Raw genomic sequence first — 17,047 nt, forward strand, 5'->3', positions numbered from 1 at the left:
TGATTCTTTTGTCCTATGATAAATACCTATTCTGCATTTTCTCGAGTAATTTCCATAATATCTGATATATCACAATTTAGTGCTTTGCAAATTCGAAGTAGTACGTCTGTAGTGATATTATCGCCTTTACCTAACTTTGCAATTGATGCAGAACTGATGCTACTTTCATTTTTTAAGTCCTGCTTATTCATATTTTTGTCGATGAGTAGTTTCCATAATTTGTTATAACTAATACGTATTTTTGATACCTCCTTGTCTAGCCGACAATTGCATTCAATTAAGCATTTTCTTTACCAACAACTCCAATAAGAAAACCGTATCGACTTTCTTTATACTTGCTTACATAATTATCATGAGTGAATTCAATGACGTTAGCTCCGGCTACTTCATAATCTATATCAGGAAGATCTCTTGAATTTTCTACAATAATGGTTTGGCCTTCTGATTGATGTTTAATGAAATATTGTAACAATCCTTTTTTCATGCTTTCTGGATTTTGATCATCCACTCCTTGATCCAAGCCAAGAAGTGGAGAGTCGACCATGAATAATCCAGGATTATATACAGCATCATTAATATAATAGCGTCTGAATACCAAACCAAGGACGGTATTTATAAAAGCACGGTATCCTTTACCATGGCTTTCAGATTTACGTTCTCCATTAACTTCTAAATCAAATCTGCCTAAATTGAAATGTACAGCATTAAGGCCTTGATACTGACATTCCTCCAAAATGTTATATGCATATTCATCCATCTTGGCATTGAAATATTTAGGAAAGTGGTCTTTTGGTCTAAAGATTATTTTTTCTTTTGGTATTTCAGGCTCTTCAATAAGAGTAGCTTGCAAGTCTTGGGAAACTGTATGTAACACTTCAATTTTATTTTGTAATTCTATATAGGTGCGATATTTTGCTATTGCAGCTTTAAGTTCATTCACATGAGGAGTTAATTCTTCTTCAATTAACAGTTCAATTTCAGAATGGCGATTTTCGAGTTTTTCTAATTTGCCACGAACTTCATCCAGCTCTGAAATAATGTCAGACTCACTTTCGTTCAACCCTTGTAATTGGGAAATGATTCTTGCTAATTCTGAACGAGATGCCTCAATATAAGATTTCCTGCTTTGATGAGTGATAGCACTATCACAAAATGGACATTTATCATTTGAAGGAACATTTTTCATCAAAGCATCTCCTTCAGTAATAAAGGTCAAACGTTGAATATCAGAAATATATTGAGATTTAAGTGACTGGTAGCGAGAATGAATCATCTGGCATTCAGCCTCTTTTTCTTTATATTCCAATAATGTGCCAAGTAAATCTTTGCTTTCTTCAGTAGCAGCAGTGATAGCAGCTTCTGCATCAGAAAGTTTATCTACAAGATACTGAATTTCAGATTCTACATCAACACCATCAAATGCTTTGAGTTCCTTTTGAAGTGCATTACGTTTTTTGGATACTATAGAAACATGTTTATTGACAAATGTTTCTACAGCATTTTTTCGTGCAGTTGAAATTGCTGCAGTTTCTTGAACGTCCATATCCGCAAAATCTTGTGCTGTAAATAAAAAGACAAGTGCTGATAAAAATAAAGGTGCAGCAGTGTTTTGTGATGGAAGCATTATTGATTCAGGTGTACCTATATCATCTTCATTTAAATAGAAAGAACGAAGGAATGTAGTCCATTTTAAATGTCTTCTTACAAACTGCTGATTTTTAATAATCATTGGTACGCGATTTATACCAATAAGTTTTAACCAAACAGAGTTGATAACTGGACGTTTATTTCCTTCTTTATCGTTATAATCGATGTACAGATTGTACAATTATAATTCAAATTCAACTTGATGGAAAAGACATAACTTTCACACCAAAACAAAAGCTTTTAAAAGGAGATAATGTTGTAGGAATACCTATAGGAATACCACAGGTTAAAAGTGGTGCTCACTATTTAGGTATTTTTTTATGCGTTGATAGTGGAAATATACAAATATCTAAGTTTAATCTTCAATGTATGATAGATGGTAGAAATCTTCAAGGGGGACTTAGTTCAGAACCTCCTCATGCAGAGGTTAAAGAATATCAGCCACTTATTAATATTAATGGAATGTATTTTGATAAGTTAAAAGCAGAAAATAAGATAATCACTTTTGAAAAGCCGATACCAGTTATATTTGGTGAAGGTATGAACTTAAATAATAATTTATTTAGAGATAAAAAAATTACAACTAATTATAATATAAGCTTTAAATAAAAAATTCCTACCTACTCATATATAAAATTTTATATGGAAGGAGATGATAATTTGGGGGTTAGAGAAAGTATATCATATAGTAAAGATTTATTAACAGGTAGAAGAATTGAAAAAGTAAAGAATAAATTAATAATGCCAGTTCAAGGAATAGCTACAGTAAAGCTTTATGATGACTTAACTGGAAAGCAAATTTATGAAGCTAAAAGTGAAAATAGAATAACAGCAGTTTTAGCAAATCCAGCTTTTTTGGATGGGTACTATTATCCAATGCTTGATAATAAACAGGAGCGGTTGCTTGAACAAATATTTAGAACATATCCCTTTAGGGTTTTAAATTTAACTACAGGTGATATAGAAGAAGATCCTTATGATTATTTTACATGGGGAGATATTATAGGTTATGCCGATGCATGGTACACATATAGTGGAGATTTAGAATTTATGGGAACTATAAACAAAGGGGAATGGTCAAGAGATAATAAAGGTGGCAAAGGAATAAAACACTTTGTATTTGATTTTCCAACACATGCTGCCAATGGAACATTTAAAAGCATTTATTGGACAGGTGGACAAGATAATAGCAGTGAGGCTCAAAAGCCAAGGATGAATTGTACTTATAAAAAGAGGAATATAAGAGAAGAAAGCTATTATATCCCAAAGTATAATTTATGTACTGATGAGCATAACCTTTATGCATTAGAGCCTGATAAAACTACTGTTAATGTATATGACAAATTCACTACTGAAAAGAAGAATAATTTAACATTAAAAGTGGAAGCAAAAGCTATAGCTTATGATGGAGAATATTTTTGGGTACTTATAAAAGATGGTTCATTTAAAAAGTTAGATAAGAATTTTAGTGTAATAGGAAGTTATTCTAAAAGTGCTAAAGTACCAGATAACTTAGTATATGATGTTCAATATTACGATATTGCTGTTACAGAAAGTAATGTTTATATAACATATAACGGATGTATTAATAAAGATGGTAATAGTAGAGATTATAAAAGCTGTATAGTTATGTATGATAAGGATGGTACATTTGTTAAAAAAGTAGAAGTATATTCAGGAACATCTTCTAAGTTACACATTACTAGAATACCAAACAATAAATTATATGTAATAGTAAGTAGCTATAGAGGTATTCAATTAAATAGTAATTTAAATATTTATGGGAGTACAAGCCTTACTTCAAAAGATTACTATAGTATAAGTTGGGATAAAGAAACTCAAACACTATTTGCTTTTAATGATTTTAATAGAGGAAGCATAGATGAATATTATATTGTACCAGCATCAGCGCATACACTTCTTCCAGAACCAGTAACAAAGACACCAGTTAACACAATGAAAATTCAATATGACTTTACATGTGATTATGTTAATCCACTTGAGATGCCTGCCCATTGATTTGAGTGGGTTTTAATTATATAAAAAGGAGGTCTTAAGAATGAAAGATATTATTGAAACAGTACAAATAATATTTGCATCCATAGGTGGTTGGATTGGATGGATTTTAGGTGGGGCAGATGGCTTTTTATATGCACTTGTAGCTTTTGTTGTTATTGATTATATAACAGGAATTATGGCATCAATACTTGAGAAAAAGCTATCAAGTGAAGTAGGCTTTAGAGGAATATTTAAAAAAGTGCTTACCTTTGTTTTGGTAGGGGTAGCACATATTATTGATTGTTATTTACTAGGAGGCAGTGGTGCAATTCGCACTGCTGTTATTTTTTTCTACATTTCTAATGAAGGAATTAGCATATTAGAAAACACAGCAAAGATAGGACTTCCAATACCAGATAAGCTAAAAAATATATTAGAACAGTTAAAGGAGGAGAAGAAGAATGGCTAGAGTGTGTTTTGATTATGGACATGGTGGGGAAGACAGAGGTGCTTGCTATGAAGGAAGAAAAGAAAGTAATGATGTACTAAGTATAGGCAGAGCTGTAGCAGAACAAGTTAGAAGACATGGAGTTACAGTTGATGAAACAAGAATTTTAGATGCTACAGTAAGTCTTAACGATAGAAGTAATTTTGAAAATAGAAATAGCTATGATTGTTTTATATCCTTTCATAGAAATGCTTATGAGCCAGAAAAGGTGAAACCTATACTTATTTAAATGCAAGCACAAGAGCAAAGGCATTAGCTGAAAGGATACAAACATCTCTTGTAGCCTTGGGTTTTGTAGATAGGGGAGTTAAGGAAGCCAACTATCATGTGTTAAGAGAAACTAAAGCACCAGCAGTTCTTGTAGAGATTGGCTTTATTGATAACACAGGGGATAATAATTTATTTGATTCAAAGAGAAATGAAATAATTACGGCTTTAGCAAAAGCAATATTAGCACAAATAGGAGTTGATTATATTGAAGTTTCATCACCAATACAATCTACAAATGAAGAAACTCTTTATAGAGTAATAGCAGGTTCTTATAATGTAAAAGAAAATGCTGAAAATCAAGTTAAGAAGTTAAAGACAGTAGGTTTTGATGCAACGATTATGGTGTTTAATAGCTAATTTTAGTGTTAAAATCATATTTAGTATAAGAATATTCATAATATAGTATTGAATGTAAGTGTTTATTACATTCACAAAATTAATTTTAGGGGGGGGGACTAAGTGTTAAATATAAAGAAATTTATATCACGAAAAGAAAAAAATAAAACTAACATAATAGAAACTATAGAATCTACAAATGATGAAATAGATTTAAATACACTATTTTATGTAGCTAAATATGGAGAGGAGATTAATCTGAAAATCAATAATCATGATGCACATGAATGTGGAGAATTTTTGGCTTTAGGAAGAACTTTAGAATTAGAGGGTATAAGAGTAGATATATCACAATGGGCAGATTGGACAATTACTATAACACTTTTTAATAAGGGTGAAGAATTAAAAGTTGCTGAGTCACTTATACCAAATGAATATATCAATTGGAATGAGGATAGTTACTTTGTAAAATACTATTCAAAATTAAAGTGGGTGGAGAAAGGAAATTGGTGTAAAGAGATTTACAATAAAATTAATTCCTTGAAGTATGAAATTGATAGTAAGAGAAAAGAAATAGAACGAGAAACAAGTATGAAAAAAGCCAAAGAAAAAGCTATAGAGGAAGAAAAAAATAAGAAAAAAAGATCTTACTTTGAAAATATATATAATAAGAATAAGTAACAATATTAGTTTTTTAATGTTTTCATTAAGAATTGATACTCTTAGTAAAAAGTATAGATATTTACTTGATTAAAGGTGGTAGTGGGATTTGTACTACCTTTTTTCTGTTTTAATAAATAATAGATATATTTATCATTAGGGGATTGACTTCTATCATTTTTAGAGTGATATATGATAGTACAAATTTGATAGAATAGTACAAATTTGATAGAAAGGAGAAAATGCAATGCGTGTAAGGATTATAGAGCCAATACAAAAGATACAAAAGCAGAAGAAAAAAGTATGTGCTTATGCAAGAGTTTCAACTGATAGTGAAAAGCAGGAAGCATCTCTAGAGAATCAAATACAATACTATGAAAATGTCATATCAAATAATCTAGACTATGAGTTTGTAGGAGTATTTGCAGATAGAGGTATCACAGGAACTACTGAAAATAGACCAGAATTTCAAAGAATGTTGGAGTTTTGTAGATTAGGAAAAATAAATTTAATAATCACAAAATCCATATCAAGATTTGCAAGGAATACAGCAATAATGCTACAAATAGTAAGAGAACTTAAAGATATAGGGGTAGAAGTTAGGTTTGAAAAAGAAAATATAAATACCTTATCAGGGGACGGTGAGTTAATGCTTACCGTCCTCGTTTCATTTGCACAGGAAGAAAGTAAAAGTGTAAGTGATAACCTTAAATGGAGGGCGAGAAAAAAGTTTCAACAAGGTGAAGTAATAATTAATGCAAAAAGGTTTTTAGGATATGACAAGGATGAGTATGGGGATTTGATTATAAATCAGGAAGAAGCTGAGGTGGTAAAAAGAATTTTTAATGAATACCTAAGTGGCAAAGGGAGTTTTATCATTGCAAAGGAACTTAATGCAGAAGGTGTTCCTACAATTGGAGGAGCAAGATGGCATGACACCACAATCGTAGGAGTTTTAAGAAATGAGAAGTATAAAGGAGACGCTATACTTCAGAAATATTATAATCCTAATCACTTAAAAAAACGTTCTATAAAGAATAATGGTGTAATTGATAGTTATTATGTAGAAGATGATCATTCGGCTATTATTTCAAGAGATATGTGGGAACAGGTTCAAGAAGAGATAAAGAAAAGAGCAGAAGCCAAAGGAAATGTTGCAGAAGATACAGATAAGTACACAAATAGGTATCCACTAACAGGAATGCTCCACTGTAGTAAATGCGGCGCTACCTTAAGGAGGAGAACTTGGAATAGTAAGCATTCTTGTAAAAAAATAGTATGGCAATGCAGTAATTATATTAAAAATGGAAAAGGTGCCTGTACTGGAACATCAATTGATGATGAGGTTGTAAACAGGCTTGATATAAAGGAAGAAATTATTGTGAGGGAGGAAATTAAAGATGGCAAGAAACATTACAGTTATACCTGCAAGAACAAACAGAACCAACATAGCAGAGCAAATACAGTCACAGAAAAAAAGAATGGCAGCTTACTGCAGATTATCAACAGACCAATTAGAGCAGTTATCAAGTTATGAAGCACAAGTTAAATATTATACTAATTTTATAAATGGGCATCCAGATTATGAATGTGCAGGAATTTATGCTGATGAAGGTATTTCAGGAACAAATACTAAAAAGAGAGAGCAGTTTAATAAAATGATAGAGGATTGCAAAGCTGGAAAAATAGATATGATAATAACCAAGTCCATTTCAAGGTTTGCTAGAAATACTCTTGATACATTGAATTATGTAAGAACACTTAAAGAACTTGGAATTGGAGTTGTTTTTGAAAAGGAAAATATAAATACCTTAGAATCTAAAGGAGAGGTTTTATTAACTATTTTAAGTTCACTTGCGCAAGAGGAATCTAATAACTTGAGTCAAGTCAGCACTTGGGGCATAAGGCGAAGATTTGAACAAGGCAAAGTTAGGATTAATCATGTAAAGTTTTTAGGTTATGATAAAGATGAGGAAGGCAACCTTATAATAAATGAAAAACAAGCCAAGATAGTAAGAAGAATTTATAAGGAGTACCTTGATGGAAAAGGCTCAAATAGAATTGCAAGAGAATTTGAAGAAGAAGGTATTAAAGGTTGGAATGGTAAATCTAAATGGTATGAAAGCACCATAAGAGGAATACTAACTAATGAAAAATATAAAGGAGATGCCTTGCTCCAAAAGACTTATACAGTTGATTTTCTTAGTAAGAAAAGAGCAGAGAATAATGGAGAAGTTCCTCAATACTATGTTGAAGAAAGCCATCCAGCTATTATAGATAAAGAAATGTGGGAAGCAGTACAACTTGAGATGGAAAGAAGGCGAGTATTTGCTGAAACTTACGGTGTATTTAAATTAGACTATGCAACATTAGATAATCCTTTTGCAGGAAGAGTTATATGTGGGCGTTGCAGCAGTCCATTTGGTAGGAAGACATGGCATTCCACAAATGAAAATCTTAAAAGAAAAGTTTGGATATGCAGCAATAGGTATAAAAGAAAAGGTGAAAAAGGCTGCCAAAATAAACACATTGATGATAAGGTTTTATACCAGACTTTTATAAATATCTTCAATACTATTATTGAAAATAAGGATTATTTTATGGAGAAGTGGAAGGATGGTCTAAAGAGTGAGGATGTTTTAGTAAGATATAGGTCAAAGCAGTTTATAAAAGTTATTGAAAAGGCAGAGCCAATAAAAGAATTTGATGTAAATTTATTTTTAAAGATTATAGAGAAGATGACTGTGTTTGAAGGAGAGAAGATTATTGTAAGCTTTCTTGATGGAACTGAGATAGAAGTTGCAATTGAATAAGGTTTGAATGTATAGCCATTTGAGGTGAATGAATTCATTTTGAATGGCTTTTTTACTTTATATAATTAAATATTAATCTACTGAGACAAATCACTGTTAAAATTATGTAAATGGTTGTACAATTATTATGTAGAATTGTGAGTATTTGTTTTATATATAATAGAAAAATAGTGTACTTTGATTTTTAGGGGGGGATTGTTGTGAAGCTTACGGATTCTCAATTATTAGCAATAAACACTTTGGATGAAAATCTAGAGATAATTGCATGTGCTGGTTCTGGGAAAACAGGTGTTGTTACAAGAAGAATAGTTAATATCTTAAAAACTAAACGAGATTTAAAACCTGAAAATATAGTCGCTTTTACATTTACTGAAAAGGCTGCTAATGAATTAAAAAATAGAATTTATAAATATGTAAAAGAGGAGATTGGTGAAGTTAATGGACTTGCAGAAATGTATGTGGGTACTGTTCACGGATTCTGTTTGAAATTGCTTCAAGATTATGTTTCTATTTTTCAAAAATTTACTGTCCTTGATTCCATAAAAACAAAACTATTTATAGATAAAAATTATGATTCAATTGGAATGAAAAGTTTGGGAATGCGGAGATTTAAAGAAACAGGATTATTTATGTCCATAATAAGTGCTTTAAATGAAAGTAAAATCGATAATGATAAGATTCCGGAAAAATTAATACAAGTTCAAGAAAAATATTGTGAGGTATTTTATAGTAACAATTATTTTGATTTCTCATTAATACTAAAAGAAGCATTAAATCAATTGCAAGTTAATAAAGAACTTAGGGAGAAGATATCAAATCGTATTAAGTATCTAACGGTTGATGAATATCAAGATATAAATCCAATACAAGAAAAACTCATTAAAACAATTTATGAGCTAGGAGCAAACTTATGTATAGTTGGTGATGATGATCAAACTATTTATCAATTTAGAGGAAGTGATTCAAGTAATATTTTAACATTTAAAAATAGATATAATGTTGGTAAATCAATAGTTTTAGACGATAATTTTAGAAGTACAAAAGGAATCGTTGATATTGCACATACAGTAATTAAAAACAATATTGAAAGACTAAATAAGAAGATGGTTTCAAGTTCTGAATTACCTTATGAAGAAGGTGATATAGTTTACAAAGAATTTGGAGATATTGCGGAAGAATTTGATTTTATTGCTAAACAAATTATTGAGTTGAGAGATTCTGGGGTTAAGTTCTCTGACATGGCTATATTGCTTAGAATGAAGAAGTTTGGCTCTGAATTAGTAAATATTTTGGATAAGTATAGAATTCCATATATTGTTGAAGGGGTAAATGAACTTTTTTTAACGCCAGAGGCATTGGCTTCAAAAATGATATTTGATTTCTTAAAAGGAGATGTGGATGAAAAACAATTGTTAGATGCATGGCTATCTGTAAAATATCAGTTAAAGAAAAATGATATAGAAAATGCAATACAAAATCTTAAAAATTACGATGTTGCTAAAATTAAATTTTATCATGCATTTGTTTTACAACAAATTTTTCATGATTTTATAAGCCAAATTGAACTAAAAGAAGAGGAAGGGAGTATAGTAAGCAATACTGAAATAATTTTATATAATTTGGGTAAGTTTAGTCAGGTTATTGATGATTTTGAAGCAATCTATTTTGCATCAGCTCCTGCTTTTAAATTAGCATGTTTTTGTAGTTTTTTAGAATACACAGCACAAGATTATTATCCAGAGGGACATATGCAAAATACTTACATTAGACCAGATGCTATAAATATAATGACAGTTCATCAATCCAAAGGTTTAGAATTTTCAGCAGTTTTTGTTCCACAAATGAATCATAATATTTTTCCTGCACAAAAAATTGGTGGCAAAAATATATGGCATTATATACCTAGAGAAGCAATTGTTAATTCATCTAGATATGATGGGACATTAGAAGATGAAAGACGATTATTTTATGTTGCAGTAACACGATCAAAAAAAATTTTATATCTAACTCGTTCACCATACAAGAAGAATTCTCAAAAGCCTTCTGAGTTTTTTATAGAAGCAAAACATTCAAAATATATATTTGAACATGATGAAACTGTTAGCCAACAAGGAAAGGTTTTACCAATCTCGCAATTTGATGAAAAGCCAATAGGACTCAATTTTTCTATACTTCAGGATTACTTTGATTGTAAGTATAGATTTAAAATTACTTTTTTCTATGGCTTTGTACAGCCCTTAGTAGCCCCGATGGGTTATGGAAGATCGCTCCATAATATTGTTATGGATATTCATAAAAGATATGTGGATGGAAAGTTTGTACAATCTAATGAACTCAATAATATTGTAAACACACATTTTTATTTACCATATGCTAATGCAAAGATGAAAATTCTAATGCAAGCTAATGCAGAAAGATCGATAGAAGATTACTATAATAAAAATTTGGATGATTTTAGAAATATTAGATTTGTAGAAAAGGATATAGAACTAGATTTAGGAAATAACATAAGGGTAAATGGAAGGGTAGACCTTGTAAAAAGAAAAGAAATAGGCGAAGCTGAAAAGACATTTATTGTAGATTTTAAGACGGCACATAGAAGTGTAGTTGAATGCATTGGGGAAGAGCAGTTGAAGATATATGCACTAGGTTATAAAGAATTGACAGGTGAACAGGCTGATTTTATTGAAATTTATAATTTGGACAATAATGAACAAAGTAGAAAGAAAGTCAATGAAAGGATGCTTGGAAATACAGAAGAGAAAATTATTTTAGCTGCTAATAGTATAAGAAGAAATAAACTAGAAAAGAAATGTTCAAAAGAAAAATGTTCAAATTGCTATATGATGCATTTGTGCATTTCAAATGAAAAGAAAAAGCTGTTAAACATAGAATAGCATTTGGGGGAGATTATTGTGAATATAACTGATTTTGAAAGTCTTAAATTAATACGTGAGAAATGGCTTGAAATAAGCATGAATAATGGATTTAACTTTCATGATATTTTAGCAGGTTTATATAATGATCCATCACATTTTATTTTTGAGCTAATTCAAAATGCTGAAGATGTAGGGGCTACAGAAGTTACTTTTAGGCTTTGTGAAGATAACTTGGAGTTTTTTCACAACAGTAAGAAGGACTTTGATTTTGATAATATAAAAGCTATAACTGGAATTGGTCAATCAACTAAAAAAGATGATATTAATAATATTGGAAAATTTGGAGTTGGATTTAAGTCTGTTTTTGCAGTTACTCAGACACCATATATTTATTCTGGTGAATATTCTGTAAAGATACATGATTTTGTAGTTCCTGAAGAGGTTGACAATATAAAATATAATAAATCAGGTACATATATAATTTTACCATTTAATCATATTAGCAGGAGTAAGGAAGTGTTATATGATTCCATAGAAACTGCACTTAAGAGTCTAGATATAAAGACATTACTATTTTTAAGAAATATCGAGATGATTCATTGGGAAATAGGAAATGAAAAGGGGACGTATGTTAAACAACCTGAATTAGTTAAAGAGATTAAAGGTTGTAAATTTATAAATATTTTATCAGAAAAAGAAGAAGCACGATATCTTGTTTTTGAACGTAAGTTTAGTTCTAGTGATAAATTAAATTTAGGAATAGCCTTTAAGGCTGAAGTAAAGAAAGATAATGATATTTTTTATGAGAGCCTTGTTAAGGAGTTTAATACGAAATTAATAGTATATTTTCCTACGGAAAAAGATACATTATTGAATTTTTATATGCATGGGCCATATAGAACAACACCAAATAGAGAAAACATACCTTTTGATAATCCAGAAAACTTGAAGATATTAGAAGAAACAGCAGCGTTGTTAGCCGATAGTATACTAAAAGTAAAAAATCTCAATCTTATTAACATAGAATTTCTAGAATTATTACCTATTGAATCTGAATACTGTGAGAAAAATATCATATACAAGAAGTGCTTTGACTCGGTACAAGATGTTCTTAGAACAAATAAAGTATTACCGACTTTTGATGGTAAATTTGAAAATGCATATAATTTAGTACTTGCACGTGGTAGTGATATGGTGGAATTATTAGATTCTTGTGACTTGAAAATGTTGTATAACAGAAACACTTGGTTGGATACAAATATTACAGAAGATAAAACAAAAGAATTAAGAAAGTATTTATTAAAGCAACTTGAAATAAAAGAGATTGCATTTGATGATTTTTCAAGAAGCTTAACTGAAGAGTTTTTATCAAGTAAATCAGATGATTGGATGATAGAGTTTTATAAGGCTGCAAATGAAAGACCAGCACTTTTGGGAGTAGGTTATAATGGGGTTTTAAGATCGAAGCCAATTATTAGAAATGAAGAAAATAATCATATACAACCCTATTTAAATAAAGAACAGTATGCTTTCATACCAAATGAAAATATTACATCTAAAAGAACCTTAAAAAAATCTTTGTTTAATGAAGAAAAAGTTAAGGAGTGTATGGACAAGCTTGGACTTAAGGCAGCAGATTCTATAGATATTATTATAGAAACAGTAACAAAGAAATATCCTTTACAAGATAAAAAAGTTACTAGAGAAGAATATTATAATGATTTTAAGAGTATCTATAAGGTTTTTTGTAAAGCTGATAGTAATGGTCAAAGTCGGATAATAAATGAAATAAAAAATAAACAAATTATGATATGTGAAGATATAAATCACTCGTCAGTTGTATTAAATTATCCATACAATATTTATTTTAGAGATGAAGATTTAATAGTGCTATTCAAAGATATTGAGAACAAATGGTTTATTACAAGTGAACTTTATGATAGATATGGTTGTGAAAATCAGTTTATAAATTTTTTGGATAAGATAGGAGTAAATAGAAATCTAAAACGTATTCCTATAGATTCTACATTAAGTTATGATTTTAAATCAAACCTTAGGGGAGGTACTCAATATTCATGGGAAAGTGTAAATGATTTTACTGTGAATAGCTTAGATGAGATAATGAAATCTATAACAATAGACAAATCAATTGCTTTGTGGAATTTAATGTCAAGAGTTACTAATGACTTTTTTTTAGGAACTTATGAATGGACTTACCATGTTGCTTATAAAAAATATTTCTATGCATATTTTATTAATATTCTAAATGAAAAGAAATGGCTTCTAAACCAAGATAAAGAATGGTGTTCGCCAAATGAAATTCTCAGAAAAGAACTTTCTAAGGAATATAACTGTGATAATTCAAATATTTTGATTTCATATCTAAAATTTAAACCTGACATTGTTGAGCAATTACCTGAAGATGTAAGGGAAAGATTAAATGTTATTATGGATTTAACAGATGAAAAGTGGAATAAGGTTTGTGAATTACTTAATACAATTAATGAAACTGAAGAAACTGAGGAGATTGCAATAGAGGAATCTCCAGAACAGAGTATTACAGAGATTGAGGATTGGCAATATATTAATGAAGAAGAGAACGAAAAAAAGGAAGAAGATACTAATCCAGAATCTAGCTGTCAAGAAGAAGGCAATAATGATGAAAAAAGCAATCCAGGAAAAGATGAAAACAATAATGAAAATAATAGTAATGATGTTAAAACTAGAATAGTAATACGACCTACTTCTAACAAAAATAAAGTTATAGGTAATTGGGGTGAAAAGAAAGTAATAGCATCTATGCAACAAATTTATTTGAAGAAAGGTTTAAATATTGAGGAAACACAAAAGGGATTTAAGGTAGTTGCTGATGATAAGGTAATTGAAGTTGAAAATATGAATTTTCAAGGCAAGGTTTCAGTAGGGTATGATATTGTAATAAAGGAAAACAGCGTAATCAAAGAGTATATTGAAGTAAAATCTAAGTCTGGAGAGGGTAAAGAGTTATTATCAGTATCAGGATCACAATGGGAGTTTGCTAAGAAACTGCACTTGGAAGGAAAAGGTAGTATGTATAACTTATATGTTGTAAGTAACGCAGGAAAGCCTAACTCTAGAATACAAAAGATTCCTAATCCGTATAAGACTTGGCTCGAAGGCAAACTGTATGCTCATCCTGTTCATTTGGAGTTATAATGGGAATAGTATATATGATTTTTAACAACCTATATTTGGATAAAACTACTTTTATTAATCAATAAGTTATATAGTGAAGATTTAATGTTGTTAAGTATGTGGAGGAATGATATATGAATAGAGGATTTAAATATTTAGTTGACAAATACAATAGTGATGGAGCGAGGAGTGAATTCGAAAAAATATGCTGGCATTTAACGAATTCGTTATATGGAAGTTCATATCAAATAAAAGTACAACAAGGTGATGGGGGAATTGATGTTTTTGTTGGAAATTTTAATTCACAAGTAATGGTATTTCAATGCAAATTTTTTATCGATGGCTTTGCGGATTCACAAAAAGGACAGATAAGAGAATCTTTTAAGAAGTGTCTTGCAACCCTAGGAAGTTCATTAAGTACATGGGTATTATGTGTACCAGTAGTACTTACGTTGGAAAATCAGATGTGGTGGAGTAAATGGAGTAAAGAAAAAAGACAAAAGCATGGCATAAACATAGAATTATGGGATGAAAATAGAATTATATCAGAGTTGAAAAAAACTAATTTATATGATGAGTATTTTAATACAGTAAGGATTGATAAAAGATTTGTGGATAATTTGATTGGCTCTGACAAAAAAGCTAAAGTAAATGAAGATTTTAAGTGGATAATTAATTATATCTGTAATAATGATTTTGCATATAACGCTTTTAATGCTTTAAATGAAATTGATAGATTATGTGAGATATATGGAGCTGATACATTTTTCTATAACAGTTCTTTGATAAATTTATTGAATTCATTATCTTATATTGTTGAAATGAATGCCCAAGATAGTGTAATAAGAAATGAACAGGTAAAATTACAAATAAATTCATTGAGACAAGATATCGTAGATGAATATAGGAAGTTGATGTACTAATAAGTAGTATCCCAATTTTAATGAAAAATTCATGGAAGTAGTTCCAGATGCTTGTTTATATTATATTGATGAGCCGGAAATAGATGATAATATTTAAGAGAGGGTTATTTAGAAATGAAATTAATAGTTTAAATAAAATTCTGGTTGAACTGTAATTAAATTACCTCTTGACTCCTTATTCGATTTGAGTGATGAATACTCAAAAAGGAGTGATGTAGTAATGACAGGTGAGCAAAAGGAAAAAGTTAAACAAATGCGACAACAAGGTATAGGATACAAACAGATAGCAAATGAAATTGGCTTATCACGTGATTCTGTAAGGGGATATTGCAGGAGGCATGGATTGGATGGTTTTGGTGAAGAGTTAGCCATGAAACGCAAGATGTTATTGCAGGAAGAATTCTTATATGTACTTTGCCTCCAATGTGGCAAAGAAATCAAACAGAATGCAACTGGAAGGAAGAGAAAATACTGCTGCATGGAATGCAAGAGAATATGGGACAAAACACATCATAAATCATATAATCTAAAATGTTCATACTGTGGAAAAGAATTTAAGTCTTTAGGCATTAAGCATCTAAAGTATTGTTGTAGAGACTGCTACATTAAGGATAGATTTTGGAGGAAAGAGGATGCTAAAGAAATTGCTGATAAAATTCTAGAGTTTAAGAAGGTTAACAAATTACCTAAATGGCTTAAAGAATTGCTGGTTGGAGATGAAGAGGTATAGGCATATAAAGGGGGGGCGTAGTTTGGATATCTTTCAACATGCAAAACCCAAAAAGATAGATTGATGGGTATTGCAAATTCAATTATAATCCCAGTTTTAAGCCTAACCCCCTTGTTATAAAAAGACCTAAGGGGTCGCTAAGAAATATTTGCCAAATTGTATTGAAGGTTTGTCTACACACATGTGGAGACAGTATGTAGATTATATAAATAACAAACAAAGAACCTTGAAAAATCAGGGTTCTTTTTCTATAGAAAATATAATCATTCACTTGAATTATATGATTAATTCAAAAAATATTCTTAGATGAAGTTAAAACACATACAAGGCAGCGCCTATGGGTAAGATTGCACAACAAATCTAAGTCCTATAACTACTCGAAAATAGATGATGTAAATGTGGCAGATAGATGGAGAGAAAGATTACGTTCTTACCTGGGGAGGTCTTAGATATACATTGTAGAAATGAATTTTGAAGCAATAACCTATGTAGTGATACATAGCTGAAATCTAAGAAGTCAGCAGAAGTCATAGTACTCTTGCTAATCGCGAAAGCGGGTGGAAGGACTGAACGATAGGAGGTTTTGAAACTTTGAAGAACAGAAGAATATGTAGGAGAGACTAACATTTCATTGACGTTAGATAAGAAACAGAATGCTGAAATTAAATATGCCAATGGATTGATTGAGAAGATTATAGACAGAAACAATCTAAATCAAGCCTTTAAGAGGGGGAAATCTAATAAAGGAAATCATAGAATTGATGGTATGAAAGTAGATGAACCACTACAATATCTGAAAGAAAATGGCGATAGTTTTAGGCAATCTATATTGGAAGGTAGTTATAAACAATGAACAATTTAGGATATGATAGCAATACTAAAATAGTTAAAAATAGAGTTAGTGGTTATGATTTGAAAATTTATAATAATGATAAGAATATTGTAAACTTAAGCTTTATTGATATGAGCGTACCCTTTGCCGCTGGTGGATTATATTTAACTATTGAAGATTTGTACATCTGGAACAAGGCTTTAATTAATGGAAATGTTATTGATAAATCTCTATTAAAATAAATGACTGAAAGGCATGTTTCGGCAGGTAAAGATGG

The 17,047-nt window shown here is 30.2% G+C and carries 14 protein-coding genes and 1 pseudogene; 13 read left to right on the forward strand and 2 right to left on the reverse strand.

All coding sequences use genetic code 11. The features are described 5' to 3' along the window. Positions 1-26: 26 nt before the first annotated feature. Both BN346_RS20835 and BN346_RS02080 read right to left on the reverse strand, forming a co-directional pair. Entirely contained in the window at positions 27-239 is a 213-nt protein-coding gene (locus tag BN346_RS20835; protein ID WP_074432664.1) for a helix-turn-helix domain-containing protein, read from the reverse strand. 38 nt (positions 240-277) lie between these two features. Then, positions 278-1,729, reverse strand: coding sequence for a hypothetical protein (locus tag BN346_RS02080; protein ID WP_148361069.1), 1,452 nt, complete (start codon positions 1,727-1,729; stop codon positions 278-280). 287 nt (positions 1,730-2,016) lie between these two features. Between BN346_RS02080 and BN346_RS22015 the strand changes: the two genes are divergently transcribed. The 13 genes and pseudogenes from BN346_RS22015 (at position 2,017) to BN346_RS02145 (ending at position 17,012) form a co-directional block, all read left to right on the forward strand. Continuing rightward, the gene (locus BN346_RS22015) at positions 2,017-2,256 is read left to right on the forward strand and encodes a hypothetical protein (protein WP_034438855.1); all 240 of its coding nucleotides are present in this window, start codon (positions 2,017-2,019) and stop codon (positions 2,254-2,256) included. A 51-nt stretch (positions 2,257-2,307) separates the two neighbouring features. Then, the gene (locus BN346_RS02090; protein WP_101541662.1) at positions 2,308-3,666 is read left to right on the forward strand and encodes a hypothetical protein; all 1,359 of its coding nucleotides are present in this window, start codon (positions 2,308-2,310) and stop codon (positions 3,664-3,666) included. Positions 3,667-3,706: 40 nt separating this feature from the next. Next, complete coding sequence (locus BN346_RS02095; protein ID WP_034438858.1) at positions 3,707-4,114, forward strand: phage holin family protein; 408 nt, start codon at positions 3,707-3,709, stop codon at positions 4,112-4,114. Further along, positions 4,107-4,780 (forward strand): annotated as a pseudogene (locus BN346_RS02100) (N-acetylmuramoyl-L-alanine amidase). Before BN346_RS02095 ends, BN346_RS02100 begins: the two are co-directional and overlap by 8 nt. A 102-nt stretch (positions 4,781-4,882) precedes the next feature. Continuing rightward, positions 4,883-5,440 carry a hypothetical protein gene (locus tag BN346_RS21480; RefSeq protein ID WP_034438860.1) on the forward strand — a complete coding sequence of 186 codons (558 nt, stop codon included), beginning with the start codon at positions 4,883-4,885 and terminating at the stop codon, positions 5,438-5,440. 226 nt (positions 5,441-5,666) lie between these two features. Next, positions 5,667-6,956, forward strand: a complete 1,290-nt coding sequence (locus BN346_RS02110; protein WP_034438861.1) for a recombinase family protein — start codon at positions 5,667-5,669, stop codon at positions 6,954-6,956. Continuing rightward, positions 6,901-8,232 carry a recombinase family protein gene (locus tag BN346_RS02115; protein WP_034438863.1) on the forward strand — a complete coding sequence of 444 codons (1,332 nt, stop codon included), beginning with the start codon at positions 6,901-6,903 and terminating at the stop codon, positions 8,230-8,232. The genes BN346_RS02110 and BN346_RS02115 overlap by 56 nt, the downstream gene beginning before the upstream one ends. A 200-nt stretch (positions 8,233-8,432) precedes the next feature. Continuing rightward, complete coding sequence (locus BN346_RS02120; RefSeq protein ID WP_034438864.1) at positions 8,433-11,129, forward strand: ATP-dependent helicase; 2,697 nt, start codon at positions 8,433-8,435, stop codon at positions 11,127-11,129. An 18-nt stretch (positions 11,130-11,147) separates the two neighbouring features. Beyond that, on the forward strand, positions 11,148-14,306 hold the full coding sequence (locus BN346_RS02125; protein WP_034438866.1) for a sacsin N-terminal ATP-binding-like domain-containing protein: 3,159 nt from the start codon (positions 11,148-11,150) through the stop codon (positions 14,304-14,306). Positions 14,307-14,419: 113 nt separating this feature from the next. Beyond that, positions 14,420-15,208 carry a hypothetical protein gene (locus tag BN346_RS02130; protein ID WP_034438867.1) on the forward strand — a complete coding sequence of 263 codons (789 nt, stop codon included), beginning with the start codon at positions 14,420-14,422 and terminating at the stop codon, positions 15,206-15,208. A 220-nt stretch (positions 15,209-15,428) separates the two neighbouring features. Further along, positions 15,429-15,938 (forward strand): RNA polymerase subunit sigma-24, encoded by a 510-nt coding sequence (locus tag BN346_RS02135; protein WP_034438869.1) that lies wholly within the window; start codon positions 15,429-15,431, stop codon positions 15,936-15,938. A 631-nt stretch (positions 15,939-16,569) separates the two neighbouring features. Next, positions 16,570-16,791, forward strand: a complete 222-nt coding sequence (locus BN346_RS02140; protein WP_034438870.1) for a hypothetical protein — start codon at positions 16,570-16,572, stop codon at positions 16,789-16,791. Then, on the forward strand, positions 16,788-17,012 hold the full coding sequence (locus BN346_RS02145; protein ID WP_034438871.1) for a hypothetical protein: 225 nt from the start codon (positions 16,788-16,790) through the stop codon (positions 17,010-17,012). The genes BN346_RS02140 and BN346_RS02145 overlap by 4 nt, the downstream gene beginning before the upstream one ends. The last annotated feature ends 35 nt before the right edge of the window (positions 17,013-17,047 follow it).

It is taken from the genome of Clostridium ihumii AP5, assembly GCF_000612845.1.
Taxonomy (GTDB): domain Bacteria; phylum Bacillota; class Clostridia; order Clostridiales; family Clostridiaceae; genus Clostridium_J; species Clostridium_J ihumii.